Source organism: Streptomyces sp. NPDC054765, from assembly GCF_053612065.1.
Window position 1 is genome coordinate 54,333 of record NZ_JBSHBP010000002.1, and the last position, 25,698, is coordinate 80,030.

The 25,698-nt window shown below is 69.8% G+C and carries 23 protein-coding genes, 1 tRNA gene and 1 pseudogene; 14 read left to right on the forward strand and 11 right to left on the reverse strand.

What is annotated here, in order from left to right:
- The first annotated feature begins 43 nt into the window (after nucleotides 1-43).
- A complete protein-coding gene (gene paaN / locus ACWGJY_RS01810) occupies nucleotides 44-1,726 on the forward strand; it encodes a phenylacetic acid degradation protein PaaN (protein ID WP_453258829.1) in 1,683 nt (560 codons plus the stop codon).
- Nucleotides 1,727-1,799: 73 nt separating this feature from the next.
- Here paaN and ACWGJY_RS01815 read toward each other — a convergent pair.
- The 5 genes and pseudogenes from ACWGJY_RS01815 to ACWGJY_RS01835 all read right to left on the reverse strand — a co-directional run.
- A pseudogene (locus ACWGJY_RS01815) lies at nucleotides 1,800-2,222 on the reverse strand (TrmH family RNA methyltransferase); the annotation flags it as partial.
- 51 nt (nucleotides 2,223-2,273) lie between these two features.
- A complete protein-coding gene (locus ACWGJY_RS01820; protein ID WP_453258830.1) occupies nucleotides 2,274-3,035 on the reverse strand; it encodes a TrmH family RNA methyltransferase in 762 nt (253 codons plus the stop codon).
- Between the two features lie 102 nt (nucleotides 3,036-3,137).
- Nucleotides 3,138-3,635 (reverse strand): NUDIX domain-containing protein, encoded by a 498-nt coding sequence (locus ACWGJY_RS01825; protein WP_453259043.1) that lies wholly within the window; start codon nucleotides 3,633-3,635, stop codon nucleotides 3,138-3,140.
- 188 nt (nucleotides 3,636-3,823) lie between these two features.
- Nucleotides 3,824-5,158 (reverse strand): HTTM domain-containing protein, encoded by a 1,335-nt coding sequence (locus ACWGJY_RS01830; protein ID WP_453258831.1) that lies wholly within the window; start codon nucleotides 5,156-5,158, stop codon nucleotides 3,824-3,826.
- 74 nt (nucleotides 5,159-5,232) lie between these two features.
- Nucleotides 5,233-5,904: a DUF5819 family protein gene (locus tag ACWGJY_RS01835; protein ID WP_453259044.1), complete on the reverse strand. Its 672-nt coding sequence runs from the start codon at nucleotides 5,902-5,904 to the stop codon at nucleotides 5,233-5,235.
- Nucleotides 5,905-6,070: 166 nt separating this feature from the next.
- Between ACWGJY_RS01835 and paaA the strand changes: the two genes are divergently transcribed.
- The 6 genes from paaA to ACWGJY_RS01865 all read left to right on the forward strand — a co-directional run bounded on the left by paaA (nucleotide 6,071) and on the right by ACWGJY_RS01865 (nucleotide 11,012).
- Nucleotides 6,071-7,021, forward strand: coding sequence for a 1,2-phenylacetyl-CoA epoxidase subunit PaaA (paaA, locus tag ACWGJY_RS01840; RefSeq protein WP_453258832.1), 951 nt, complete (start codon nucleotides 6,071-6,073; stop codon nucleotides 7,019-7,021).
- Entirely contained in the window at nucleotides 7,018-7,356 is a 339-nt protein-coding gene (paaB, locus tag ACWGJY_RS01845) for a 1,2-phenylacetyl-CoA epoxidase subunit PaaB (protein WP_453258833.1), read from the forward strand. Before paaA ends, paaB begins: the two co-directional genes overlap by 4 nt.
- Nucleotides 7,356-8,072 (forward strand): 1,2-phenylacetyl-CoA epoxidase subunit PaaC, encoded by a 717-nt coding sequence (gene paaC / locus ACWGJY_RS01850; RefSeq protein WP_453258834.1) that lies wholly within the window; start codon nucleotides 7,356-7,358, stop codon nucleotides 8,070-8,072. The genes paaB and paaC overlap by 1 nt, the downstream gene beginning before the upstream one ends.
- Nucleotides 8,066-8,563, forward strand: a complete 498-nt coding sequence (paaD, locus tag ACWGJY_RS01855; RefSeq protein ID WP_453258835.1) for a 1,2-phenylacetyl-CoA epoxidase subunit PaaD — start codon at nucleotides 8,066-8,068, stop codon at nucleotides 8,561-8,563. The genes paaC and paaD overlap by 7 nt, the downstream gene beginning before the upstream one ends.
- A complete protein-coding gene (locus tag ACWGJY_RS01860; protein ID WP_453258836.1) occupies nucleotides 8,563-9,606 on the forward strand; it encodes a 2Fe-2S iron-sulfur cluster-binding protein in 1,044 nt (347 codons plus the stop codon). Before paaD ends, ACWGJY_RS01860 begins: the two co-directional genes overlap by 1 nt.
- A gap of 272 nt (nucleotides 9,607-9,878) precedes the next feature.
- Nucleotides 9,879-11,012, forward strand: a complete 1,134-nt coding sequence (locus ACWGJY_RS01865) for an acyl-CoA dehydrogenase family protein (protein WP_453258837.1) — start codon at nucleotides 9,879-9,881, stop codon at nucleotides 11,010-11,012.
- 601 nt (nucleotides 11,013-11,613) lie between these two features.
- Here the strand turns inward: ACWGJY_RS01865 and ACWGJY_RS01870 are convergent.
- The 4 genes from ACWGJY_RS01870 to ACWGJY_RS01885 form a co-directional block, all read right to left on the reverse strand.
- Nucleotides 11,614-11,958 carry a rhodanese-like domain-containing protein gene (locus ACWGJY_RS01870; protein ID WP_453258838.1) on the reverse strand — a complete coding sequence of 115 codons (345 nt, stop codon included), beginning with the start codon at nucleotides 11,956-11,958 and terminating at the stop codon, nucleotides 11,614-11,616.
- A gap of 10 nt (nucleotides 11,959-11,968) precedes the next feature.
- Complete coding sequence (locus ACWGJY_RS01875; protein ID WP_453258839.1) at nucleotides 11,969-13,021, reverse strand: J domain-containing protein; 1,053 nt, start codon at nucleotides 13,019-13,021, stop codon at nucleotides 11,969-11,971.
- Nucleotides 13,022-13,301: 280 nt separating this feature from the next.
- On the reverse strand, nucleotides 13,302-14,741 hold the full coding sequence (locus tag ACWGJY_RS01880; RefSeq protein WP_453258840.1) for a DUF2252 domain-containing protein: 1,440 nt from the start codon (nucleotides 14,739-14,741) through the stop codon (nucleotides 13,302-13,304).
- 259 nt (nucleotides 14,742-15,000) lie between these two features.
- Complete coding sequence (locus ACWGJY_RS01885) at nucleotides 15,001-16,365, reverse strand: ABC transporter permease (protein WP_453258841.1); 1,365 nt, start codon at nucleotides 16,363-16,365, stop codon at nucleotides 15,001-15,003.
- 188 nt (nucleotides 16,366-16,553) lie between these two features.
- Between ACWGJY_RS01885 and ACWGJY_RS01890 the strand changes: the two genes are divergently transcribed.
- A complete protein-coding gene (locus ACWGJY_RS01890; protein WP_453258842.1) occupies nucleotides 16,554-16,988 on the forward strand; it encodes a MarR family winged helix-turn-helix transcriptional regulator in 435 nt (144 codons plus the stop codon).
- Nucleotides 16,989-17,229: 241 nt separating this feature from the next.
- Here the strand turns inward: ACWGJY_RS01890 and ACWGJY_RS01895 are convergent, their stop codons facing one another.
- A complete protein-coding gene (locus ACWGJY_RS01895; RefSeq protein WP_453258843.1) occupies nucleotides 17,230-17,592 on the reverse strand; it encodes a winged helix-turn-helix transcriptional regulator in 363 nt (120 codons plus the stop codon).
- Nucleotides 17,593-17,717: 125 nt separating this feature from the next.
- Here ACWGJY_RS01895 and ACWGJY_RS01900 point away from each other — a divergent pair, with 125 nt between their 5' ends.
- The gene (locus ACWGJY_RS01900) at nucleotides 17,718-18,368 is read left to right on the forward strand and encodes an FMN-dependent NADH-azoreductase (protein WP_453258844.1); all 651 of its coding nucleotides are present in this window, start codon (nucleotides 17,718-17,720) and stop codon (nucleotides 18,366-18,368) included.
- A 649-nt stretch (nucleotides 18,369-19,017) separates the two neighbouring features.
- Here ACWGJY_RS01900 and ACWGJY_RS01905 read toward each other — a convergent pair.
- A tRNA-Leu gene (locus ACWGJY_RS01905) sits at nucleotides 19,018-19,101 on the reverse strand.
- Nucleotides 19,102-19,659: 558 nt separating this feature from the next.
- On the opposite strand from ACWGJY_RS01905, the gene ACWGJY_RS01910 reads away from it, so the two are divergent.
- From ACWGJY_RS01910 to ACWGJY_RS01930, 5 genes are all read left to right on the forward strand, one after another.
- Nucleotides 19,660-20,490 carry an FhaA domain-containing protein gene (locus tag ACWGJY_RS01910; protein WP_453258845.1) on the forward strand — a complete coding sequence of 277 codons (831 nt, stop codon included), beginning with the start codon at nucleotides 19,660-19,662 and terminating at the stop codon, nucleotides 20,488-20,490.
- A gap of 10 nt (nucleotides 20,491-20,500) precedes the next feature.
- Nucleotides 20,501-21,031 carry an FHA domain-containing protein FhaB/FipA gene (locus ACWGJY_RS01915; protein WP_453258846.1) on the forward strand — a complete coding sequence of 177 codons (531 nt, stop codon included), beginning with the start codon at nucleotides 20,501-20,503 and terminating at the stop codon, nucleotides 21,029-21,031.
- Nucleotides 21,032-21,163: 132 nt separating this feature from the next.
- Complete coding sequence (locus ACWGJY_RS01920; RefSeq protein ID WP_453258847.1) at nucleotides 21,164-22,735, forward strand: PP2C family protein-serine/threonine phosphatase; 1,572 nt, start codon at nucleotides 21,164-21,166, stop codon at nucleotides 22,733-22,735.
- A 23-nt stretch (nucleotides 22,736-22,758) separates the two neighbouring features.
- Nucleotides 22,759-24,156 carry an FtsW/RodA/SpoVE family cell cycle protein gene (locus ACWGJY_RS01925; protein WP_453258848.1) on the forward strand — a complete coding sequence of 466 codons (1,398 nt, stop codon included), beginning with the start codon at nucleotides 22,759-22,761 and terminating at the stop codon, nucleotides 24,154-24,156.
- A complete protein-coding gene (locus ACWGJY_RS01930) occupies nucleotides 24,153-25,622 on the forward strand; it encodes a peptidoglycan D,D-transpeptidase FtsI family protein (protein WP_453258849.1) in 1,470 nt (489 codons plus the stop codon). The genes ACWGJY_RS01925 and ACWGJY_RS01930 overlap by 4 nt, the downstream gene beginning before the upstream one ends.
- Nucleotides 25,623-25,698: the final 76 nt, after the last annotated feature.

The following is a 25,698-nucleotide window of genomic DNA, read 5'->3' on the forward strand; positions in this document are numbered from 1 at the left end:
CCCTATCCGCTCTCCGCCCAGCTCGACGAGGAGTTGGTCATCGATGGCCGCCGAAATGACCGCAGCGCAGTTGATCGAGAAGCACCGCCCGACCCTCGACCAGACCCTGGAGGCGATCTCCACCCGCGCGTACTGGTCCCCGCACCCCGAACACCCGAAGGCGTACGGCGAGAGCGCCGCGCCGGACGGGCTGGCCGCCTTCGAGGCACTGCGCGGTCATCGGTTCGAGCTGGACCAGCCCGGCACGGACGACTGGACGGGCGAGGAAATCTCGCCGTACGGCCTGAAGTTGGACATCAGCTATCCGCATCCCGACGTGGACGTGCTGCTGCCGGCCATGCGTGCCGCGCTCCCCGTCTGGCGCGATGCCGGCCCCGAGACGCGCGCGGCGGTGTGCCTGGAGATCCTGGCCCGGATCAGCGCGCGGACCCATGAGTTCGCGCAGGCCGTGATGCACACCAGTGGCCAGGCCTTCATGATGGCGTTCCAGGCGGGCGGGCCCCATGCCCAGGACCGCGGCCTGGAGGCGGTGGCGTATGCGTACGCCGAGCAGGTCCGCACCCCACAGCAGGCGCCCTGGTCCAAGCCGCAGGGCAAGCGCGACCCCCTCGAACTGGCCAAGAGCTTCACGGCCGTGCCGCGCGGTGTGGCCCTGATGATCGGCTGCAACACCTTCCCGACCTGGAACGGCTACCCGGGCCTGTTCGCGTCGCTGGCGACCGGCAACCCGGTGCTGGTCAAGCCGCATCCGCGCGCCGTGCTCCCGCTGGCGCTGACCGTCAAGGTGGCCCGCGAGGTGCTCTCGGAGGCCGGCTTCCCCGCCGACCTGGTGTGCCTGGCCGTGGACAGGCCGGACGAGGGGCTGGCCAAGACACTGGCGGTCCGCCCCGAGGTCCGCATCATCGACTACACCGGCTCGACCGCCTTCGGCGACTGGCTGGAGACGCACGCGCGGCAGGCACAGGTCTTCACGGAAAAGGCCGGCGTCAACACCGTCATCATCGAATCCACCGATGACTACAAGGGCATGCTCAGCAACCTCGCCTTCTCCTTGTCGCTCTACAGCGGCCAGATGTGCACCACCCCGCAGAATCTGCTGATCCCGCGCGACGGCATCACCACGGACGCCGGACCGAAGCCGTTCGACGAGGTCGTCAGCGATCTCGCGGCCGCGGTGAGCGGACTGCTCGGCGACGATGCGCGGGCCAACGCCCTCCTGGGCGCCATCGTCAATCCGCAGGTCAAGGAGCGGATCGACGCGGCGGCCGGGCTCGGCGAGGTGGCGTTGGCGTCCCGTGAGGTGGCCAACCCCGAGTTCCCCGGGGCCACGGTCCGTACGCCGGTGATCGTCAAGCTGGACGGGGCCGAGCCGGACTCCGAGGCGGCATATCTGTCGGAGTGCTTCGGTCCGGTGTCCTTCGCGGTGGCCGTCGATTCCGCGGCTGCCGCCGTGGATCTGCTGCGGCGCACGGTCCGCGAGAAGGGCGCCATGACGGTCGGCGCGTACACCACCTCCGCCGAGGTCGAGCAGCTGGTGGAGGAGGCGTGCCTGGAGGAGTGCGCCCAGCTGTCGCTGAATCTGACCGGCGGGGTCTATGTGAACCAGACCGCGGCCTTCTCGGACTTCCATGGCTCGGGCGGCAACCCGGCGGCCAATGCGGCGCTGTGCGACGGCGCCTTCGTGGCCAACCGGTTCCGCACGGTGGAGGTACGACGGCCGGCGTGACGGATGGGGACGACGGGGCCCGGGGCGTTCTCCCGGGTCTCGGGGCCCCGCGGCCGACGGGGCACAGGCTCCGTCAGAGACCGTCCGGCCCCTCGATCCGCGCATGGCGGCCGATCCAGGCATGCATCGCGATGGCGGCCGCGGCCCCTGCATTGACCGAGCGGGTCGAGCCGAACTGCGCGATCGAGCAGACCAGCGAGGCATGCCGGCGCGCCTCCTCCGTCAGCCCCGGCCCCTCCTGACCGAACAGCAGCACACACCGCCGCGGCAGCTCGGTCGTCTCCAGGGGCACGGAGCCAGGGAGGTTGTCGATCCCGATGATCGGCAGCTCCTCGGCCGCCGCCCAAGCGGTGAGGTCCGCGGTGTCCGGGTGGTGGCGGACATGCTGGTAGCGGTCGGTCACCATCGCGCCGCGGCGGTTCCAGCGGCGCTGCCCGACGATATGGATCTCCTGGGCCAGGAACGCATTCGCGGCCCGTACGACCGAGCCGATGTTGACGTATCCGTTACATAACGGGCGTGGAGCCCAGTCCGTCATCATGGCTGTTCACAGCGCTGGCGGTGGCCCTCCCCAGTGGAAGAGAGCCATGGCGACGCTCGTAGCAAGGTTGTAGCTGGACACCTGGGGCCTCATCGGAAGGGCTACGAGCTTGGTGGCCCGCTTCCGGAGTTCCGGAGAGATCCCGTGCCGCTCGGAACCGAACGCCAGCAGCGCGTCATCAGGAAGCACCACAGATCTGATGTCGTCTCCCTCCGCGTCCAGCGCGTACACCGGCCCCGGCGGTAGGTCGTCGAGCGGGAGACTCTCGACCGCGGTCGCGTAATGAAGGCCCGCTGCTGCGCGCACCACGTTGGGGTGCCACGGGTCCATGTCACCGGTAGTGACAACCCCGGTGGCCCCGAACCCGGCAGCGAGCCGGACCACGGCGCCGACATTCCCCAGGTTGCGGGGGTTCTCCAGGACGACAATCGGAGCCGGCCGCGGAATCCCCGACAGGGTTTCCAGATTTTGTTGGGGGTCGGGTCGAACAGCCAGACCCGCCACTTGCGTGGGGTGCACCCTGGGCACAAGATCCCGGTACGTTTCGGCCGGCACCTCGATCACAAGATCCCCGACCCGGTTCGTGAGGTCATCGGCCAGTTCGTCGGCCAGTGTGAGGACAGCGCCCTTGTCGCTGGAGATCGCAAGGCGGATGTCCGCCTCGAAGCGAAGAGCGTGCTTCATGGCATGAAACCCGTCCAGCAGCACCATCTCAGGCGCAGCGTCCCGCCACTGTCCTACGACTCTTGTGATCTCGTCCTCGCTCACCACATCAGACTACGGCTGACGGCCGCTACCAGGGCCTTCACCCAGAACTGGCGTCAGGTGCACTGCACGCTCGGGCTGGATCAGGCTGCCTCGGTGTCCCGGTCAGGGGGTGTCGCGGTCTTGCTCGGCTTTCGGCGGCTCGCCGTGTTCCAGGTACGCGGTGTGTGCCTGGGCTCGGGCTGTGATCGCTGCCTTTACGCGGCGCGCGAGTCGGGGGATCAGCAGCTCATCGAGGTCGTCCGCGGGGTGGAATTCGGCCGCTAGCAGTTCGTCGGGCGCGAGCTTGATCCCAGCTACTTCGTCCGGGTGCAGCAGCCCGCCATCAAACACGTACAAGACCTTGTCGCCCTCGGCCTCGCTCGGGGCCCAGTCGATGACCAGAAGCGGCCCGATGCCAGGTGTGATGCCAAGTTCCTCTTGTACCTCGCGCCGACAGGCGGCCAGAGGCGATTCCCCGCGCTCGATGTACCCGCCCGGGATCTCCCACTTCGGCTTGTACGACGGCTTGACCAAGAGGACCTGGTCCTGGTCGTTGAAGAACAGCGCGCCCGCTGCCACCCGAGGGGTCGCCATGCGCTGTTCCTGCTCGTTCTCGGCCATGTCGCCGACCCCCTCCCGCCGCCAGTAGCGGTAGTGGTCGACGACATGGCGGCGGTCGCCGTGCGCGAGCAGCTCGGGATCCAGCCGGTCGTTCTGCGGCCAGGGCTCCGGATGCGGTCCGACGCCGATCTGGGTCCCGTACCCCTCGTCGTACTGGAGGGCCTCGGCGGGGGCGGTTTTCTCGCTGCTCACCCCACGAGCGAATGGCCACCGCCGCCGTGATCCGTACGGGCCTCCGGCTCGCCGCCCCCGGGCCCGTCGGCCGGCCCGGCCGGACCGCCGCGCGCGAAGAGCCGTTCGCGCAGGTGGGAGAGGCGTCCGGAGAGCCAGGTCAGGAAGTTCGTGGGCAGGAAGATCGCGTCCGCGGCGACCATCGCGAGCGAGAAGAACGGCAGCCCGAGCAGAAACGCGATCGAGAGGTGCTCGCAGATCATCGCAACCAGCAGCACATTCTTCAGCCGGCGGTTGAAGAGCGTGAAGGGGAAGGCGACCTGCACGATCACCGTCCCGTAGGTGATCAGCATGACCATCACGCCGTTGCTGCCCAGCAGCTCGGACAGCGCCGGCCAGGGGGAGAAGTAGTCCAGGTGCATCGGGTAGTAGACCGCGGTGCCGTCCTGCCAGCGTGAGCCCTGGATCTTGTACCAGCCGGCGGTGGAGTAGATCAGGCAGACCTCGACCACGATCACCAGCAGTGCGCCGTTGTGGGCGAGCTTGGCGAGGGTGTCCAGGACGATGCGCGGCTCACCGGGCGCGTACCGCTGCACCGCCCACCACAGGCCGTGCGTCAGCCACAGACCCCACAGCACCAGGCTCCAGCCGATGTGCGGGAACGGGCCGCCCTCGAACCAGCCGAGGCCGTAGCTGCCGTTCAGCTGGGCGACGGCCAGACCGAGGCCGAGCACGGCCCACAGAATGACGCCGGGCAGATCGCGGGAGGCCGTGGCGGCGGCGCCGGCTTCCTCGCCACCGGAGGCGGACGCGGCGGCCGCTGCCCGCTTCGCCCGGCGTGCGTCCAGCGACCAGACCTGCCCGCACCGGGTCAGCACGAGATACATCGACATCAGGTGGATGACGTTGTCGCCGCCGTCCCCTATGAAGATGCTGCGGTTCTGCAGCGAGATCACGCCCAGCATGAAGAGCACCGACATGGTGCGGGTGCGCCAGCCGAGCATCAGCAGCGCACTGGCCACGACAGCCACGAGGTACACGCACTCGAACCAGCCGCGGCTGTCGGACCACGGCAGGACGGAGAAGGCGTGGTTGCCCTCCAGGAGCCGGCGCGCCATGTCCAGGTTCCAGGGGCTGTCGGGCCCGTAGAGCACCGCGCGGTGCGGCCATTCGCGCAGCAGGAACAGCAGCCAGGTCGCCGAGAAGCCGATCCGGATCACGGCGGTCTGGTACGGGGCCAGGGCCCGGCCGGTGACCCGCCCGAAGCCGCGTCCGATGGCGCGCTCGATGCGGGTCTCTTCATAGGAGGCGGGCCTCTGGGGCGTCTGTGGTGCCTGCGCCTGCTGAGGCACGTCCGTCTGCTCCGTGGTGTGCGGGGACTGCTGCGCGCTCGACGTCTGCCGAGGCTGCTGGGGCGCCGGTGAGGTCACTGGTGGTTCGCCCCCTCGGGCAGGTCGTCTGCGGTGACCTGCCACCAGGGCAGCACGCGGTACACGGGCTTCTCGCTGATCTTCTCCGAGCTCCACGGCGGCGGACTGACCGCCGTCGTCTGCGAGCGGACCTGGACCTGCGCGACCCGGCCGCCGCCCTTGGTCCACTCACCGTCCATCCGGAGCATCACGATCCGCCGGATGTAGCGCTCGGAGAGCGCACCGCGCAGGCCGACGGGGCGGTTCTGCGCGGTGTGGGTGTTGAGGAAGAGCTCCCAGCCCCGGCGGAGCTGGTTCTGCTGGGTATGGCTGGGCAGCAGGTTGTGGAGGATGGCCCGGCCGTCGCGGGCGGTCAGATCGGTCCAGCCGGTGGTCCGCGTGGTGCCGTCGTCGGCGCGCAGCTGGGCACGGACCTGGACCGCGACGTTCTGCTGGAGAGGATTGGGCGCGAACAGCTTCCAGTTCTGTTCGTACTCGGGATAGACGTACTCGCTGATCAGGGCGCCCTGCTGTTTGCTGAGCGTGTTCGACGGCGCGACGTGCAAGAACATCATGACGACATGAATCGCGACGATGACTGCGATGGCACAGGCCGCCACCCCTATGACGATCCGCGAGGGCAGCGAGAGCGCGGACAATGACCGCGTTTCGTCCCCGTATGACTGCATTCCCGCCCCGTTCCCAGGATCCATGCGGCTGACTCCGCTTCGGAACCGTACCTACGCAGCCGCACCGGGCACACCCTTCCCCGGTTATCCACAGGCTTGACACCCGCGGCCCGCCCACTCACCATTGAACCGAACGATCGGTCGGTCGGGAGCGAGGGGGCACCACATGACGACGATCGCGCCGGAGGAGACGGCCCGTGAGGCCGTATTCGACGCCACCGTGGCCGCGGACGAGCGCATCGAGCCGCGGGACTGGATGCCGGACGCCTACCGCTCGACGCTCGTGCGGCAGATTGCGCAGCACGCCCACTCCGAGATCATCGGCATGCAGCCGGAGGCCAACTGGATCACCCGGGCGCCGTCCCTGCGCCGCAAGGCGATCCTGATGGCGAAGGTGCAGGACGAAGCCGGCCACGGCCTCTATCTCTACAGCGCCGCCGAGACCCTGGGCACCGGCCGCGACGAACTGCTCGACAAGCTGCACTCCGGCCGCCAGAAGTACTCCTCGATCTTCAACTACCCCACCCTGACCTGGGCCGATGTCGGAGCGGTCGGCTGGCTGGTGGACGGTGCGGCGATCACCAACCAGGTCCCGCTGTGCCGGTGTTCGTACGGCCCCTACGCCCGCGCGATGGTCCGCATCTGCAAGGAGGAGTCCTTCCACCAGCGACAGGGCTACGAACTCCTGCTGGCCCTCAGCCGTGGCACCGAAGCACAGCACGCCATGGCGCAGGACGCGGTGAACCGCTGGTGGTGGCCGTCGCTGATGATGTTCGGCCCGCCGGACGACGAGTCGTCGCACTCCGCGCAGTCCATGGCCTGGAAGATCAAGCGGCACTCCAACGACGAGCTGCGCCAGCGCTTCGTGGACATCTGCGTCCCCCAGGCCGAGTCCCTCGGGCTCACGCTCCCCGACCCGGACCTGACGTGGAACGACGAGCGCGGCCACTGGGACTTCGGCCCGATCGACTGGGCCGAGTTCCGCGAGGTCCTCAAGGGCAACGGCCCCTGCAACGAACAGCGGATCAGCCGCCGCCGTCAGGCTCACGAGGAAGGCGCCTGGGTGCGCGAAGCAGCCGCCGCACACGCGGCCAAGCACGGGAAGGCCACCCGATGACGACACCACGCCCCGCCGAAACCCCCGAGGCCCCCGCAGGGACGGCCGCCCGGACCGCCGACTGGCCGCTGTGGGAGGTCTTCGTCCGCAGCCGCCGCGGCCTCTCGCACACCCACGCCGGCAGCCTGCATGCGCCGGATGCCGAGATGGCGCTGCGCAACGCACGCGACCTCTACACCCGCCGTTCGGAAGGCGTCTCCCTCTGGGTGGTGCCCTCCGCACAGATCACCGCCTCCTCGCCGGACGAGAAGGACGCCTTCTTCGAGCCGGCCGGCGACAAGCCCTACCGCCACCCGACCTTCTACGAGATCCCGGACGGGGTGCATCACCTTTGATGAACGTCACCGCCACCCCGGCCCTGCCCCTCGGGGACGACGCGCTGATCCTCTCCCACCGCCTGGGCGAGTGGGCCGGCCACGCCCCGGTCCTGGAGGAGGAGGTAGCGCTGGCCAATATCGCGCTGGACCTGCTCGGTCAGGCCCGCGTGCTGCTCTCCCTGGCCGGTGATGAGGACCAACTGGCCTATCTGCGCGAGGAGCGGCAGTTCCGCAATCTCCAGCTCGTCGAGCAGCCCAACGGCGACTTCGCCCACACCATCGCCCGCCAGCTCTACTTCTCCACCTACCAGGAGCTGCTGTTCGAGCATCTCGCCGCAACCGAAGGCGAGTTGGCACCACTGGCCGGCAAGGCCGTCAAGGAGGTCGCCTACCACCGCGACCACGCCCATCAGTGGACGCTGCGCCTGGGCGACGGCACCGACGAGAGCCACAGCCGGATGCAGCGCGCCCTCGATGCCCTCTGGCGCTTCACCGACGAGCTGTTCGAGCCGGTGGAGGGACTGGAAACGGTGCCCTGGTCAGCCCTGCACGACAGCTGGACCACACGCGTGGCCGCCACCCTGGAGCAAGCCGCCCTCATGGTCCCCGAAGGCCCCCGGCACGGCGCCTGGACGGCCGGCGCGGGCCGCCAGGGTCTGCACACCGAATCGTTCGGACGGCTGCTTGCCGAGATGCAGCACCTCCACCGCAGCCACCCGGGGGCGACATGGTGACCACCACGGCCCTCGAAGAGGAACTGCTGGCACTGGCCGGCTCCGTTCCCGACCCCGAGCTGCCGGTGCTCACCCTCGCCGAACTGGGCGTGCTGCGCGGGGTGCAGCTCACGGCCCCCGGCCGGGTCGAGGTGCGGCTCACCCCCACCTACACCGGCTGCCCCGCCATCGAGGCGATGGCGGCCGACATCGAGCGGGTGCTGCACGACCACGGCATACCCGATGTCGAGGTCCATACGGTCCTCAGCCCGCCGTGGACCACGGACGCGATCACCGCCGAGGGCCGCCGCAAGCTCGCCGAATTCGGCATCGCACCCCCACGCCCGACGGGCCCGGCCGGCGGGCCGGTCACCGTCGGCCTGACCATCCGCTGCCCGCACTGCGGATCGACCGACACCACCCTGCTGAGCCGGTTCTCCTCCACGGCCTGCAAGGCACTGCGCCGCTGTGAGTCCTGCCGCGAACCCTTCGACCACTTCAAGGAGTTGTGATGTTCCACCCGCTCCAGGTCCGGGAGATCGAGCGGCTCACGGACGACGCGGTGGCCGTCACCTTCGCGGTCCCGCCCGAGCTGCGCACGACCTTCCGGCACACCCCGGGACAGCACATCGCGCTGCGCAGATCGGTCGACGGCCAGGAGATCCGCCGTACGTACTCCATCTGCACCCCGGCCACCGACCAGCCTGTGTTGCGCGTGGGCATCCGCCTCGTCGAGGACGGCGCCTTCTCGACCTACGCGCTCAAGGAACTGACCGTCGGCGACACGGTGGACGTCATGGCCCCGGCCGGCCGGTTCACGCTGGAACCGCGCCCCGGCCATTTCGTCGGGATCGTCGGCGGCAGCGGCATCACCCCCGTGCTGTCCATCGCCTCCACCCTGCTCGACCGGCAGCCGGAGGCCCGCTTCTGTCTCATCCGCAGCGACCGCACGGCGGCATCGACGATGTTTCTGGAGGAGGTGGCCGACCTCAAGGACCGCTACCCCCGGCGCTTCCAGCTCATCCACGCCCTCTCCCGCGAGGAACAGCAGGCCGGCCTGCCCTCCGGCCGCCTGGACGAGACCCGGCTGCGCTCCCTCCTGCCCGCGCTGCTGAAGATCGACTCCGTCGACGGCTGGTATCTCTGCGGCCCCTACGGCCTGGTCCAGGGCGCCGAACGCGCACTGCGCGCCCTCGCCGTGCCCCGCACCCGCATCCACGAGGAAATCTTCCACGTCGACAACGGCACCCCGACCGCCCCCGCCGCCTCCACTCCCGCGCACAGCAGCGTGACCGCCACCCTCGACGGCCGCTCCGGCACCTGGCCGGTCCACGACGGCGAATCGCTGCTCGAAGCGGTCCTGCGCAACCGCGCGGACGCCCCGTACGCCTGCAAGGGCGGCGTCTGCGGCACCTGCCGCGCCTTCCTGGTCTCCGGCGATATCCGTATGGACCGCAACTTCGCCCTGGAGTCCGACGAGGTCGATGCGGGGTACGTCCTTGCCTGCCAGTCCCACCCGGTCACGGAGCAGGTCGAGCTGGACTTCGACCGCTGAACGATCCGGATCCGCGGCCCAACGAGCCGGGGCACCGGCATCGCACCTCAGTCGCCGCCCGGGGCCCCCACCGGGACCTCGGACGGCCGACTGCTGCCCGGCTGCCCGGCTGCCCGGCTGCCCGGCTGCCCGGCAGACTCCACACCTCAGCCCACCTCACCCCAACCCACCCCAGCTCCCTCCCCTTCCGCGGTTTCCGCCATTCCCAATTCCTGCAACCTGTTCTACCTTGACGCTTTGTCAGATCCAGGCCCGCGCGGGAGGACAGAGCAATGGACTTCACCTTCACCGAGGAGCAGCAGGCCGCCGCCGAAGCGGCGCGGGCCGTCTTCTCCGGGGTCGCTCCGGACAGCGTGCCCAGCCCGGCACTCACCCCGGGTGCGGTCGCCGACGACTTCGACCGCGCCCTATGGCGCAAGCTCGCCGACGCCGATCTGCTGAGCCTGACGATCGCGCCCGAGCACGGCGGCGCGGGCCTGGACCCGATCGCGCTCTGCCTGGTGCTCCGCGAGTCGGCCAAGGTGCTGGCGCGGGTGCCGCTGCTGGAATCCGGCGCCGCCGCACTCGCCCTCCAGCGCTACGCGACTGACGAGCTGTGTGCGGAAGTGCTCCCCCGGATCGCCACCGGGGACCTCGTCGTGACCGTCGCCACCGGCGGCCGCACCGGGCATGAACCGGCCGAACTCGCCGTGGAGGCCCGCCAAGACGGCGCCGGCTGGATCCTCGACGGGTCCCAGACCGCGGTCCCCTGGGCCCAGTCCGCGGACCGGATCCTGCTCCCCGCCCACACCCCCGAAGGCCACGCCGTCCTCGCCCTCGTCCCCCGTACCCACCCGGGCGTCACGCTCGACGACCAGATATCCACCAGCGGGGAGCGCCATGCCGAGGTCCGGCTCGATGCCGTCCGCCTCGGCACCCAGGAAACGATCACCGACCCAGCCGCCTGGGAGTCGCTGCGCCATGTCCTGACCACCGGCACCTGCGCACTCGCACTGGGCCTCGGCGAACGCGTCCTCGCCATGACCAGCGACTACACCAGCAAGCGCGAACAGTTCGGGTTCCCGGTGGCGACCTTCCAGGCCGTCGCCGTCCAGGCCGCCGACCGCTTCATCGACCTGCGCGCCATGGAGGCCACACTCTGGCAGGCCGCCTGGCGCATCACCACGGACGCCACCGGCCCGCTACCGCCCGCCGGGGATGTCGCGGTCGCCAAGATCTGGGCCTCCGACGGCGTACGCCGCGTCGTCCAGACCGCCCAGCATCTGCACGGCGGCTTCGGCGCCGACACCGACTACTCGCTGCACCGCTACCACGCCTGGGCCAAACAGCTGGAACTCTCCCTGGGCCCCGCCGCCGCCCACGAGGAGGCTCTCGGCGATCTGCTCGCGGCACATCCGCTGGGCTGAGAAAAAGCAGGCGGAAGCCTGAGCGGGCATCCACTACCGCGGCACCACGGCACCACGGCCCAGGGGCCGACCGACGACCGCACTGCACGTCCCGGCCACCGGCCCTCGACCGGGCCTGGCGGCCTGCGGCACTCCTCAGTCGCGCCGGACTCCGCAGGCGCCGGGCACCCTGGGTACAGCCCGGCAGCCGACAGCGCCCCGCCCCTGCCGGCTGTCACGGTAGACGGTAGACGGTAGATCGTCCGATGCGGGGCTTCCGCCGAACACCCGACGGACCTGGGTGAACCGTCCGAGACGCCGACGACCGTCGATGACGGTACGCCCCGTCCGGGGAGGGGCGAGAGCACGGACACCTGACACCCCTCGGGCGCCTTGCACCCCGTCCAGCGACGGGCCAGGGGCACAACACACCTGACGACCGCCGGGCGCCTTGCACCACGCCCGGCGACGGACGAAGGCACGGACGCACGATGAACCGCGGCCAGGGCTCACCGACGGGCCCCGAGGCCTTCGGAAAGCCCCCGATGCCTTCGGCCGGCCATTCGGCAGCCTTCCGGCACCGAGGACACGCAATCAAGCCGCCGGGCTGCGCCGCTGCCGGCTAGACAACCGCGCCGGGGCCACCCTTACCATCCGATACGGGACGGCCGGCGGCCTCCCAGGCCTGCATGCCGCCCTCGACATTCACCGCGTCGATGCCCTGCTGGACCAGATACTGCGCCACCTGCGCCGAGCGCCCACCGACGCGGCACAGCACGTATACCTTGCCGCCCTCGGGGGCCGCCTCGGTCAACTCGCCGTAGCGGGCGACGAATTCGCTCATCGGGATGTGCAGCGCACCCTCGGCGTGCCCCGCCTCCCACTCGTCGTCCTCACGCACATCCAGGAGGAAGTTCTCCGACGTGAGCGCGTCGACACCGACCGTGGGCACAGAACCAAATTGCATGGTCCCGACGCTACCCGACCAGCTGGGTGAGGTACGTCTCGCGTTCCGCAACATCGGCGAGCAGCTTCTCGGCGATCTCCTCCAGGAGCGCGTCCGGGTCCTCCGGCGCCATCTTGATCATCGCGCCGATCGCGCTCTCCTCCAGCTCGAAGGCCATGGCGGCCAGCAACTCCTTGCGCTCGGCCAGCCACTCCAGCCGGGCGTAGAGCTCCTCGCTCTCGCTGAGCCGCTCCTCGGCCGGCACGGGCCCCGCCTCCCACTCCCGCGCCAGCTCCCGCAGCACCGCCACGTCACCCTGGCCGTACGCCGTGTTGACCCGCGCGATGAACGTGTCCCGCCGCGCCCGCTCGGCATCGTCCCGCGCCAGGTCCGGATGGGCCTTGCGCACCAGATCGCGGTAGACCTTGCGGGCCTCGTCGCTGGGCCGCACCTTCTGCGGCGGCTGCACCGGCTGCTCGGTGAGCATCGACTGCGCCTCCGGAAACAGCCCGTCCGAGCCGATCCAGCCGTGGAACAGCTCCTCGACTTCCGGCATCGGCAGCACCGACGCCCGTGCCTCCTGGGCCTTGCGAATGTCCTCGGGAGCGCCGGTGCGTGCCGCCACGGCCTCGGCGATCTGCGCATCGAGCTCGTCCAGCCGCGCGTACATGGGGCCGAGCCGCTGGTGGTGCAGGCGGGAGAAGTTCTCCACCTCCACCCGGAACGTCTCCACCGCGATCTCGAACTCGATCAGCGCCTGCTCCGCGGCCAGGACCGCCTTCGCCAGCCGCCGGGTCGCCGCGTCCTGAGCCGCGTCCTGAGCCGCCTGCTCATCCGGCGCGCCGTCCGGCCCGGTGCCTGCGCCGGCCTGGCCCGTGGGCGAATCGCCCTGAGCCGCCGGCTCGGCTCCCGCCCCCCGAGGGCTCTCGGTCCGGTCCTCCGGGCCACCGTCGTGCCCGCGCCGGGCGCCCTGACCGCCGCCGCGGGCGTCCGGTGCCTGCGGGTCGGCCGGGGCGTCCGGGGTGCCCGGTACGTCCGGTCGGTGCTGACCGTCCTGTGTGTTCTCCGCGTGCGAGTTCGTCACCCGGTCAGCGTACGGCCCATGCCGGGCCCAGCCCTCCACGACCATTCGGTCGCTTCGTGCCGGGGCGCCCGGCCGGGCGCCCGAGCTCCTCCTCCCGCGTGCCAAACCCTCCGCCACGCTCGCACCCACGACTCCGCCACGCCCACCCCCGCGCCCCCGTCGTCCTCACACCCACGGCTCCGCCGCGCTCACACCCACGGCCCCGTCGCCCTCACACCCACGACTCCGCCACGCCCACACCCACGGCCCCGTCGTCCTCACACCCACGGCTCCGCCGCGCTCACACGCCCAGCTCCGCCGCTATCCGCCCGTTCTTCACCGCCTCGGCCAACTCCGCATGGTCCGCTTCCGTGCGGTCCGCGTAGGAGACCGCGAAGTCCGCAATGGCCTCGTCCAGTTCCTCGTTCTTGCCGCAGTATCCGGCCAGCAGGCGCGGGTCGGCGCTGTGCGCATGGGCTCGGGCCAGGAGCGCACCGGTCATGCGGGCGTAATCGTCCATCTGGTCGCCGGACAGCTGCGCCGGGTCCACACTGCCCTTGCGGTTTCTGAACTGGCGTACCTGGAAGGCGATTCCCTCCCGCCCTCCGTCCGCCACAACCGCCCCATCGCCCGGCGACGCCACGTCCTGCACCGTGGTCCAGCCCAGCAACATGTCGCTGACCACCTGCATCCGACGCTGTCCGAGCACCACCCGGCGCCCCTCGTGCACCACCGGCTGCACCGGGAAGCCCGCCTTCGCCACGAACGGCGTCAGCACCGAGCCACGCGCCTCCTTCACCTGCAGAACAAGCGGCTCGCCCTGGTGGTCCAACAGCAGCACCACATACGACCGCAGACCCACGCTGCCCGTGCCGACCACCCGGAAGGCCACGTCGTGTACCGCGTGCCGGGCCATCAGGGGCAGCAGATCCTCGGGGAGCGTCTCCAGATAGCCGGTGAGGGATGCGGCCACGGCCGCGGCCTCCGCGTCCGGCACCCGCCGCAGCACCGGCCGAGCGTCCACGAACCGGCAGCCGCCGTCCGGCGTCTCCTCCGTCGCCTTCGCCGCGAACCGCGCGCTGGTGTTCTTGCGGGCCTTTTTCGCCACCCGCTCCAGCGTCCCCACGAGATCCTTGGCGTCGGCATGCGAGACCAGCGCCTCGTCCGCGATCGCGTTCCACGCCTCGGTCGCCGCCAGCTTCGCCAGCAGCCGCACCGTGTGCCGGTACGCGCCCGCCGCGTCCTGCGCCGCCTTGCGGCAGTCGTCCTCGCCGACGCCCGCCTCCCGGCCTGCCAGCACCATCGACGTCGCGAGCCGCTTCACGTCCCACTCCCACGGCCCGTACAGGGTCTCGTCGAAGTCGTTGAGATCGATGACGAGTTGGCCACGGGCGTCGCCGTAGAGTCCGAAGTTGGCGGCGTGGGCATCTCCGCAGATCTGCGTGCCGATGCCGGTCACGGGACCGGCCGTGAGGTCATACGCCATCAAGCCCGCGGAGCCGCGCAGGAAAGCGAAGGGGCTCGCGGCCATCCGGCCGACCCGTATCGGCGTCAGTTCGGGCAGCCGGCCGGTGTTGGACTCCTCGACCGCCGCCACCGCATCCGGCCGCCCGGCCGCGATGGACAGTGCGGCCTGCTCAGCACGCGGAACGCGCTCTCGCAACGCCCGCCCGACGGCCTTGGGCGACGGCCCCTGCGCATCCGCCTTCGCAAACCCCGGTACGTACGGCACACGCGGCATAGCGGGCCACCTCCCCCTTCACGACCTGCGCTCTTATGTCCCTGTTCGCTGCATTCACCGGCCGCCGGGCGCTCTCGGCCCGCCGACGGCAATGACGTTACCGAGATCTCTGCACAGCCCGCAGAGCCTGTGGATAACTCTTCGGACCGGATCTCCGAACCCGTCGCCGACCACAACTCCGGCCCGCACCAGCCCGAACCAGCCCGCCCGCACCGACCCGCACCGACCCGCACCGACCCGCACCGACCCGCACCGACCGCTAAACGCCCACGGCCTCCTCCATCTCCACCTCCATCTCCACCTCCATCTCCATGGCCTCCATGGCCTCCATCTCCACGTCCGCCCCCGCAGCCCCATCGCGCGCTTCCGGCCCCGCTCCCCGGGCCGGCCGCACCGCCCGGCTCCCCCGCCTCGGCGTCGGTTCCGGCACCGTCGCCGCCACGGCAGCCGCCGCCACCGCCGTGGCATGGGCCGCAGCCTCCGCCTCCGCGGCACGCCGCCGCTTCTCCGCCGACGCCGCCACACCGACCATCAGCAGGCCGGCGACCAGCCACCACACCAACGTCCAGACATGCCCCGACAGGCCGTAGTCGCCGAAATAGACGTGGCTGCGGGTGCCCTCCACGAAGCCCGCGCCGTTCCAGAAGGAGTGCAGCGCCGCGAAGAATCCGTTCTGCATCTCGGGGCGGAAGATCCCGCCGGAAGAGGTGAAGTTGAGCATCACGAAGAGGGCCATCACGCCGAGCGTGGTCCAGCGCTTGAGGAAGGTGTGCAGGCCGGTGCCGATCAGCAGAATGCCGGCGGAGTAGAGCCAGGCCATGCCCCACAGACCCCTGAGACCATGGTCGACGAGACGGAAGACCGGACCGGCGAACGCCGTCCCGATGAGGCCGACGACGAAAGACGTGCCGATCGCCAGCGCCGCCCGCCACCGGATCGGCAGCACGGCACCGGCACCGCCGATCACCGCGACCGAGGCGTACGAGCCAATACTGATCGCGACCAGCAGGAAGAAGATGCCCTGCCCGGTCGGGTCGTCGTCGGCGGTCGGCGCCACGTCCGTGACCTTCAGCGGGGCGCCCTGTTGTGCCGCAATCGGGGTGAAGACCTTCTGCACGACGGAGGCGTTGGTGTCGGAACCGGCGGTCGCCACCAGCAGCTCGGGCGCCGGCTTCGCCGCACCCGCCGCCGCGCCCACGACATCGGTCCTCGCCCCCACGACATCGGTCCCCGCCCCCGCGGCACCGGCCGCACCTGCCGCCCCCTTCGTCGCACCATGCGCATGGATCACATACGCACCGAAGATGTCCTGGTGCCTGAGCTGTTCGACCGCCGCCGACCGGTCGCCGACGGTCCTTACCTCCAGGTCACCGTTCGCCTTGTCGTTGATCGACTGGGCGAGCAGCTGTGCGCTCCGGCCCGATCCGACGACCGCGACGGGGAGGTGGTGCGGCGTGGGGTTCGCGAAGGCACCCAGGTACGCCAGCCCCATCCCGATGCACATCAGCAGCGGGGTGATCAGGTGCGTCAGGACATGACGCAGCCCGGCGGAGTGGGTGGAACGCGCGGAACGGTGGCTGCCGTGTTGCTCGCTTCGGTGGTCGGGACGGGGGACCGTACTCATGGGTCAGGCCTTCTCAGCTCGTCGGCTCAGCTGTCGCCACCAGGGGGTGTCCTTGCAGTCCCGCCCGCCCCACGGGCGAACGACAAGTCCTTGACGGCAGACAGGACCTGGCAGCGAAAACCACTAGTTGGCGTATACAACTCTCAATCCACGTTGTACTATACAACTACCTCTACGAAAGGCAACCCGTGGCCCACCGCGACGACTCCGTCGAGACGATCCAGCAGGAGATGACCGCGTTCGCCCGCCGGGCCCGCGCGACCGCCGCCCGGATGCATCCCGAGCTGTCGCTGGTCTCCTACACCTTGCTGGCGCACCTCGATGACCAGCACGGATGCCGCGCCACGGACCTCGCCGCGCACTACCTCCTGGACAAGTCCACGGTCAGCCGGCAGATCGCCGCACTGGAGAACCTCGGCTTCGTGGAGCGCCGCGTCGACCCCGAAGACCACCGCGTCCAGGTGCTGCACCCCACCGAGAAGGGCGCCCAGGTGCTCGCCAACGTCACCGCCAGCCGTCGCCAGGCGTTCCGGGAACGGCTGGCCGACTGGGACGAGGGCGACCTCGACCGCTTCGCCACATATCTGCTGCGCTACAACGCCGCCCAAGAACGGCTGGGATAAGGAAACCGGCCCGCGGCCACGGAAACAGCCAGGGAACAACTACGGAACAGCTGCTGAAGCCACCAGAGAAACCCTGCCGGGCCGGCGCCACCGGACCACCATCGAAGCGCCACCGACGCCTGTGCGCTGACGCGCCCACCCGGCTCCCGACCCCACCCGACTCCCGACCCCACCCGGCTCCCGGCCCCGCGCCGCTCACTCCTCACACCCCGCCCCCGGAGCCGGCCCCGCCCCCTACGCCCTACTTCCGGAACCGCTCCGGACACTGCCCGCCATCGGCGAGATACCTCTCCGACCAGCGCGCCAGCTCCTTGAGCGCGGGCTCCATCGCGAGACCGGCCTCGGTCAACCGGTAGGAGACGCGCAGCGGCGGCCCCGGATCCACCTCGCGCACGAGCAGGCCGGTCGCCGCCAGCTCCATGAGGCGGTCGGAGAGCATGCGCTCACTGATGCCGGGGATGGCCCGCCGCAGATCGGCGAAGTGCACCGGCGCCGGCATCAGCGTGGCGACGATCAGCCCCGTCCAGCGCTTCCCGAACAGCTCGAAGACCCGCATCATGCCGTCGTCGACCTGCCTGCACATCGCCTCGCCTTGCTCCGCCATACAGCCAGAGTACCGCCCAGAGGTTGGCTACTGCAGAAAAGTAAGCTCCTGTGCTATTAATAGGGACGTACGGAATTCAACCAGTGGTCGCGCACTGCCCGGCCGCGTACCGAAGGACCAATCCCATGGCCACGCTTCTGCTCATCGACTCCTCCGTCTTCCCCGAGGGCGGCTCCGCCTCCCGCTCGGTCACCGCGGCCTTCCGCAAGGCATGGGAGGAGCAGCACCCCGACGGCACCGTGATCCACCGCGACCTGGCCGTCGACCCGCTGCCGCACCTCGACGGCATCGCCGCCTCCGCCGGCTTCTCCGACCCGGCAGACCACACCCCCGAGCAGCAGACGGCCTTCGCGCTGCGCGTGCAGCTGGCCGAGGAGCTGGAGCAGGCCGACGCGATCGTCATAGCCGCGCCGATGTACAACTTCACGATCCCCTCGACGCTCAAGGCGTGGCTCGACCAGGTGATCATCATGGGCCGCACGGCGGGCGAGCAGCCGTCCGCCAAGGGCACCCCGGCCACCGTCGTCGCCAGCCGCGGCGGTTCGTACGCGCCGGGCACGCCCCGCGAGCCCTTCGAGTACGTCCAGAACTACCTGGAGGCCGTGCTCTCCGGCGGACTGGGACTCGATGTCGACTTCATCGTCCCCGAGCTGACCATGGCTCCCAGCAACCCGGCGATGGCCGAGCTGGTCCCGCTGTACGAGGCCTCCCGCGACAAGGCCCACGAGGACGCGGAGACCAAGGCCAAGGCCCTCGTCGCACGCTTCGCCGCCTGAGGCACCCCACCCCGCGAGTGCCGCCTGACACGGCCTCACGCGACCTCACACGGCCAAGTACGCCCCGTCAGCCACATCCAGGCGGGCGCCGTCCCACCGCGGCGCCCGCCTCGCGTGCTCCACGCCACTCCAACTCCCCGTTGCGCACAGCAGGTTATTCCGCCGGCTCCCGGCACCACGACGAAGCCCACGGAGGGGTACGCCGACCGCGGGGAGCACAAAGGACGCGAGAGGAGCACAGCAGGCCGGACGAACGAGGACTACGGAGGCCACGGACATCACGGAGATCACGGACTCACACGCAGGCCGCAAGCCGCACAAGCCACACAGACCCACAAACCCACAGACCCACCAGGGCCGCGAAACGTAACTCCCGCACCACGGACAGCAACAGATCCCGCAGCAGAGCCACCAGCAAGGCCACCCCGGCCCCCGCCCCGCCCCGCATGTGACGTACCCCTCAGCCCCTCAAAGCTCCCGGCCACCCCCGCCCAGAAGCCGCCAGGAACAGAGCCCCACCGCCCCCACCGACGCCCCACCGACCCCCACCGCAAGAGCACCCCACGCCCGTGACATGGACAACAACGTGACGAACACAACGAAAGACCCCCGGCCGCCGGATTTCTCCGGAGACCGGGGGTCTCATCTGTGCGCGAGGGGGGAGTTGAACCCCCACGCCCTTTCGGGCACTGGAACCTGAATCCAGCGCGTCTGCCTATTCCGCCACCCGCGCATGGGTGCTGCCAGTTGATCCTCTCACGTGATCCGGGCTGTGCTGTCCGGGTCTTGTGCGAGCGCCTGCCGACATCCAGAACATTAGCACGCTGTCGGGGGTGCCTTCACATGCCTTTTCCCCGGTCCCCCACATGCGTTTTCCCCGGTCCCCGCCCCGCGGCAACCCCGGGCCGCACCCGGCCGTGCCTCGGACATTCGCCGAGCACTGCCCAAAGGGTTCACACTCGCGGTAGCCGCGACAGGAGCGGGAGCATCCGCCCGCCTCCGTGCCGGCCGGACAGGACCGGCACCCGTGCCACGCCCGACTCCGACCCCCGCCCGGCGGGAGTGGTCGGCGGTTGCGGGACACTGTCAGCGGGGCACATCTACGATCGCAGTGCACGAGCAGTGGGCAAGGAGCAAGCAAGCACCAGGCAACCCTGTGAGGGGCGACACTCGTCCTCAAGGCGGGAAAGGGGAACCAGCCGATTTCCCGACGCGTGGATACGATCAGTAAGCAGTATCAGGACGACTCGATCAGGACGATCCCGACGAAGACTGAGGAAGGAGGTGCCCCGTGGGAGTACTGAAGCGTTTCGAGCAGCGTCTCGAAGGTCTCGTCAACGGCACCTTCGCCAAGGTGTTCAAGTCCGAGGTGCAGCCCGTTGAGATCGCCGGCGCGCTGCAGCGCGAGTGCGACAACAACGCCACCATCTGGAACCGCGACCGCACGGTTGTCCCCAACGACTTCATCGTCGAGCTGAGCACCCCCGACTACGAGCGGCTGAGCCCCTACAGCGGGCAGCTCGGCGACGAGCTCTCCAACATGGTGCGCGACTACGCCAAGCAGCAGCGCTACACCTTCATGGGCTCGATCAAGGTCCATCTGGAGAAGGCCGACGATCTCGACACCGGCCTGTACCGCGTCCGCAGTCGTACGCTCGCCTCCAGCTCATCCCAGGAACACCCGGGAGCGGCGGCCGACCGGCCCGACGCGGCGGGCCGCGGTGGCCGGCCCGGCGGCGGCCATGTGAGCCCGCCCCCCATGCCTTCGTCCCCGCCACCCGGCGGCGCACAGCCCGTACCTCGTACGGCACCGCCCGGTGCAGGACCGCAGCCCGCCGCGCAGACACGGCGCTGGATCGAGATCAACGGCACCCGCCACCAGATCTCGCGCCCCACTCTCGTGCTGGGCCGCAGCACCGACGCCGACGTACGGATCGACGACCCGGGTGTCTCCCGGCGTCATTGTGAGATCCGGGTCGGAACGCCCCCCATGATCCAGGATCTGGGCTCCACGAACGGCATCGTGGTGGACGGGCAGCACACCACTCGCGCTAATCTCCGCGACGGCTCGCGGATTGTCGTGGGCAGTACCACCATCGTTTACCGGCAAGCCGAAGGGTGAAGCGGGGGCAATGTCAGAGCTGACCCTCACGGTCATGCGGTTGGGTTTCCTCGCCGTACTGTGGCTGTTCGTCATCGTGGCCGTTCAGGTCATCCGCAGCGATCTGTTCGGCACGCGCGTCACACAGCGCGGTGCCGCCCGGCGCGGCGGACAGGAAGCGCGTGCGCAGCGTCAGGCTGCGCCGCCTCAGCAACAACAGCCGCGCCGCCAGGAAGGCGGCCGCGGCAACAATCGTCAGCGGCGCGGAGCGCCCACCAAGCTGGTGGTCTCCGAGGGTTCGCTGACCGGCACCACCGTCGCGCTCCAAGGCCAGACCATCTCCCTGGGCCGTGCACACGACTCCACGATCGTGCTGGACGACGACTATGCGTCCAGCAGGCATGCCAGGATCTACCCGGACCGTGACGGCCAGTGGATCGTCGAGGATCTCGGTTCCACCAACGGCACGTACCTGGACCGGACCCGACTGACGACCCCGACACCGATTCCCCTGGGAGCCCCGATCCGCATCGGCAAGACCGTCATCGAGCTGCGGAAGTAGTACGACAATGAGCGAGCGGAGCGAGCGAGCCGCGACGGTCCACTCGGCGGACCCGGGCGTGCTCCCGACCGGAGGGTGGGCAGTGTGGCTCGACGAGACCGGCTGTACCCCGAGCCGACGGGTGAGGTGCACATGAGCTTGTCCCTGCGCTTCGCCGCCGGATCGCACAAGGGCATGATCCGTGAGGGCAACGAAGACTCCGGTTATGCCGGGCCACGGCTGCTCGCCATCGCCGACGGCATGGGCGGCCAGGCCGCCGGTGAGGTCGCCTCTTCCGAGGTGATCTCCACGCTCGTCCAGCTCGACGACGACGTCCCCGGCTCCGACCTCCTCACCTCCCTGGGCACGGCCGTCACACGCGCCAATGACCAGCTGCGGGTGATGGTCGAGGAGGACCCCCAGCTGGAGGGCATGGGCACGACCCTGACCGCCCTGCTGTGGACCGGGCAGCGGCTCGGCCTGGTCCACGTCGGCGACTCGCGTGCGTATCTGCTGCGCGACGGCGGGCTGACCCAGATCACCCAGGACCACACCTGGGTGCAGCGGCTGGTCGACGAGGGCCGGATCACCGAAGAGGAAGCCACCACCCATCCGCAGCGGTCGCTGCTGATGCGGGCGCTGGGCAGCGGTGATCATGTCGAGCCCGATCTGTCGATCCGCGAGGTGCGGGCCGGCGACCGGTATCTGATCTGCTCGGACGGACTGTCCGGAGTCGTCAGCCACCAGACGCTGGAAGAGACCCTCGCCAGCTACCACGGGCCGCACGAGACGGTGCAGGAGCTGATCCAGCTCGCGCTGCGCGGTGGCGGACCCGACAACATCACCTGCATCGTCGCCGACGTCCTGGACGTGGACGGCAACGAGACAATGGCCGGCCAGCTCAACGACACCCCGGTCATCGTCGGCGCCGTCGCGGAGAACCAGCACCAGCTCAGCGACCCGACCACGATGCAGACCCCCGCCGCTCGGGCCGCCGAGCTCGGCCGGGCGGGCAGCCATCCGTCCCCGCCCGGTGGCGCCTTCGGGCCGCCCGGAAGCGGTGACGGGGAGATCGACGGACCGCCGCAGGGCTCGTTCGGCGCGTTCATCGACGAGGACTTCGTCAAGCCCCGCAGACGCGGGAGGTGGCTCAAGCGGTCGCTGTTCATCGCGCTGGCGCTGGCCGTCGTGGGCGGCGGCTGCTACGCGGGCTACCGCTGGACGCAGACCCAGTACTTCGTCGGTGCCAAGGACGACCACGTCGCGCTCTACCGGGGCATCAGCCAGGACCTCGCGTGGATCAAGCTCAATGGCGTGGACGAGGACCACCCCGAGATCGAACTCAAGTACCTGCCGCTGTACCAGCGCAACCAGGTCAAGGAGACGATCGCGGTCGACGACCGCACACAGGCGGGCGAAAAGGTCACCGAATTGAACAGGCAGGCCAATGCCTGCCGTAGTAAGGAGCAGCGGGAGGCCGCCGAGCGTGAGGCGGCGCGCCATCCGGGCAAGGGCAAGGCGGGCACGCCGGGCAAGCCCGGTACGTCGCCCAAGCCCAGCACGAGCGCCCACCCCGGTTCCACCGGCAAGACGGGCAAGGACAGCGGCACCGGCACGGCCGGCACGCTGGCGGCGACCGTGACTCCCAAGCCCGCACCCACCACCAGCCAGGCCCCCTCAGAGGAGCAGCAGAAGCTGGAAAAAAATTGCAGCACCCAGCAGTGAGGGCGTAGGGGGCCGTAGATCTCATGAGCAGCACCACCAACACCACCACCATTGGCACCATCGGGGCCCCGAGCCGCCGCAACACCGAACTCGCGATGCTCGTTTTCGCGGTGCTGATTCCGGTGTTCGCGTACATCAACGTCGGCCTGGCGAAGCAAGGTTCGGTACCGGCCGGTGTGATGGGCTACAGCCTGGGCCTCGGCCTGCTGGCTGGCGTCGCGCATCTCGTCGTCCGCAAGTGGGCGCCGTACGCCGACCCGCTGATGCTGCCCATCGCCACCCTGCTCAACGGCCTCGGGCTGGTGTTCATCTGGCGGCTGGACCAGGAGCCGCAGATCAGCACCCCGCAGCTGGGCGGCGCGATGGCCCCGGGGCAGCTGATGTGGTCGACGCTCGGTATCGCGCTCTTCCTCGTCGTGCTGGTCTTCCTCAAGGACCACCGTGTCCTGCAGCGCTACACGTACATCTCGATGGTGCTGGCGCTGGTCCTGCTGATCGCGCCGGTCTTCTTCCCGGCCCGCTTCGGCGCGCGCATCTGGATCACCATTCCCGGTGTCGGTTCGCTGCAGCCGGGCGAGTTCGCGAAGATCATCATTGCGATCTTCTTCGCGGGCTATCTGATGGTGAAGCGGGACGCGCTGGCGCTGGCCAGCCGCCGCTTCATGGGCCTGTACCTGCCGCGCGGCCGTGACCTCGGTCCGATCCTGGTGATCTGGGCGCTCAGCCTGATGATCCTGGTCTTCGAGACCGACCTGGGTACGTCACTGCTCTTCTTCGGCCTCTTCGTGATCATGCTGTACGTCGCCACCGAGCGCACCAGCTGGATCGTCTTCGGTCTGCTGCTGAGCGCCGGCGGCGCGGTCGCGGTGGCCACCTTCGAGTCCCATGTGCAGGTCCGTGTCCACAACTGGCTCAACCCGCTGGAGCTGCTCAACGGCGGTGTCACCGAGACCGCCCAGGCCATGTACTCCTTCGGCTCCGGCGGCATCCTCGGATCGGGCCTGGGCCAGGGCTACTCCCGCCTCATCGGCGGTATCGCGCCGAAGAGCGACTACATCCTCTCCACCGTCGGCGAGGAGATCGGCCTGGCCGGTCTCATGGCCATCCTGCTGCTGTACGGCCTGCTGATCGAGCGCGGTATCCGTACGGCGCTGGCCGCCCGCGACCCGTTCGGCAAGCTGCTGTCGATCGGTCTGTCCGGCGCCTTCGCGCTCCAGGTCTTCGTCGTCGCCGGTGGTGTGACGGGCCTGATCCCGCTGACGGGTATGACGATGCCGTTCCTCGCCCAGGGTGGCTCGTCCGTGATCGCCAACTGGGCACTGGTCGCGATCCTGCTGCGGATCAGCGACACCGCGCGCCGCCCGGCGCCGGCTCCCGCCCCGTCCACCGACGCCGAAATGACCCAGGTGGTCCGCCCGTGAACAAGCCCCTGCGCCGGGTCGCGATCTTCTGCGGCCTGCTCGTCCTCGCCCTGCTGGTCCGCGTCAACTGGGTGCAGTTCGTCGAGGGCGACCAGCTCAAGAACGACCCGCACAACCGCCGGGTCGCCATCGAGCGCTACAGCACACCGCGCGGCAACATCATCGTCGACGGCAAGGCCATCACCGGCTCCACGACCACCGACAGCGGCGACTTCAAGTACAAGCGCACGTACAAGAACGGCAAGATGTGGGCGCCGGTCACCGGCTACGCCTCGCAGGCCTTCGACGCCAACCAGCTCGAAAAGCTCAACGACGGCATCCTCAGCGGCACCGACGACAGGCTCTTCTTCAGCCGCACGGTCGACATGTTCACCGGCGGCAAGCAGAAGGGCGGCAACGTGGTGACCACCCTCGACGCCAAGGCCCAGAAGGCCGCCTACGACGGCCTCGGCAAGCAGAAGGGCGCGGTCGCCGCGATCAACCCGGAGACCGGCGCGATCCTGGCCCTGGCCAGCACCCCGTCGTACGACCCGTCCACCTTCGCCGGGATGAGCAACAAGGACGCCGAGGCGTACAGCGGGCTGCAGAAGACGAACGACCCCGACGAGCCGATGCTCAACCGGGCGCTGCGCCAGACCTACCCGCCCGGCTCCACCTTCAAGGTCGTCACGGCCTCGGCGGCGCTGGAGAACGGGCTCTACAAGGACGTCGACTCCAAGACCGACTCGCCGCTGCCCTACACGCTCCCCGACACCGCGGGCCAGCCGCTGAACAACGAGGGCAATATCCCCTGCGAGAACGCCACCCTGCGGGAAGCGCTGCGCTGGTCCTGCAACACGGTGTTCGGCAAGGTCAGCGCGGACCTCGGCAACGCGAAGATGAAGGCCGAGGCGGAGAAGTTCGGCTTCAACGACCCGGGGATCAACACCCCGGTCCGCGCCGCGGAGAGCGTCTACCCCAAGGACAACCGGCCGCAGAACGCCATGGCGGGCATCGGCCAGGCCTCCAACCGCGCCACGCCGCTGCAGATGGCCATGGTCGCCTCGGCGGTCGCCAACGGCGGCAAGCTGATGAAGCCGTACATGGTCGACCAGCTGGTCGCGCCGAACCTCAATGTGATCCAGCAGCACACCCCGCAGGAGATGAGCCAGCCGCTGAGCCCGGAGAACGCGGCGAAGGTCCAGAGCATCATGGAGACCGTGGTCAAGGAGGGCACGGGAACCAGCGCCCAGATCCCCGGCGTCACAGTGGGCGGCAAGACCGGTACCGCGCAGCACGGCGAGAACAACAAGGACAACCCGTACGCCTGGTTCATTTCCTACGCGAAGACCGCCAAGGGCACCCCCGTCGCGGTCGCGGTCGTCATTGAGGGATCCGACACTCTTCGCGACGACATCGCGGGCGGAAAGCTTGCAGCTCCGGTCGCGAAGCGCGTCATGCAGGCGGTACTCGAAGGCGAGAAGTGACCCGGGTCATGCCCATACCGGTCACGTATCAGGTTGCGGCTCCGGCCCGGTCCGGTACGACATGCCGGGTACGGTA

Bases quoted from the DNA above. Each gene is read 5' to 3' on its own strand.
- paaN (WP_453258829.1), top strand. From the start codon at position 44: ATGGCCGCCGAAATGACCGCAGCGCAGTTGATCGAGAAGCACCGCCCG.
- ACWGJY_RS01825 (WP_453259043.1), bottom strand. From the start codon at position 3,635: ATGGCCGAGAACGAGCAGGAACAGCGCATGGCGACCCCTCGGGTGGCA.
- ACWGJY_RS01835 (WP_453259044.1), bottom strand. From the start codon at position 5,904: ATGCAGTCATACGGGGACGAAACGCGGTCATTGTCCGCGCTCTCGCTG.
- paaA (WP_453258832.1), top strand. From the start codon at position 6,071: ATGACGACGATCGCGCCGGAGGAGACGGCCCGTGAGGCCGTATTCGAC.
- paaB (WP_453258833.1), top strand. From the start codon at position 7,018: ATGACGACACCACGCCCCGCCGAAACCCCCGAGGCCCCCGCAGGGACG.
- paaC (WP_453258834.1), top strand. From the start codon at position 7,356: ATGAACGTCACCGCCACCCCGGCCCTGCCCCTCGGGGACGACGCGCTG.
- paaD (WP_453258835.1), top strand. From the start codon at position 8,066: ATGGTGACCACCACGGCCCTCGAAGAGGAACTGCTGGCACTGGCCGGC.
- ACWGJY_RS01860 (WP_453258836.1), top strand. From the start codon at position 8,563: ATGTTCCACCCGCTCCAGGTCCGGGAGATCGAGCGGCTCACGGACGAC.
- ACWGJY_RS01865 (WP_453258837.1), top strand. From the start codon at position 9,879: ATGGACTTCACCTTCACCGAGGAGCAGCAGGCCGCCGCCGAAGCGGCG.
- ACWGJY_RS01870 (WP_453258838.1), bottom strand. From the start codon at position 11,958: ATGCAATTTGGTTCTGTGCCCACGGTCGGTGTCGACGCGCTCACGTCG.
- ACWGJY_RS01880 (WP_453258840.1), bottom strand. From the start codon at position 14,741: ATGCCGCGTGTGCCGTACGTACCGGGGTTTGCGAAGGCGGATGCGCAG.
- ACWGJY_RS01885 (WP_453258841.1), bottom strand. From the start codon at position 16,365: ATGAGTACGGTCCCCCGTCCCGACCACCGAAGCGAGCAACACGGCAGC.
- ACWGJY_RS01895 (WP_453258843.1), bottom strand. From the start codon at position 17,592: ATGGCGGAGCAAGGCGAGGCGATGTGCAGGCAGGTCGACGACGGCATG.
- ACWGJY_RS01900 (WP_453258844.1), top strand. From the start codon at position 17,718: ATGGCCACGCTTCTGCTCATCGACTCCTCCGTCTTCCCCGAGGGCGGC.
- ACWGJY_RS01915 (WP_453258846.1), top strand. From the start codon at position 20,501: ATGTCAGAGCTGACCCTCACGGTCATGCGGTTGGGTTTCCTCGCCGTA.
- ACWGJY_RS01920 (WP_453258847.1), top strand. From the start codon at position 21,164: ATGAGCTTGTCCCTGCGCTTCGCCGCCGGATCGCACAAGGGCATGATC.
- ACWGJY_RS01925 (WP_453258848.1), top strand. From the start codon at position 22,759: ATGAGCAGCACCACCAACACCACCACCATTGGCACCATCGGGGCCCCG.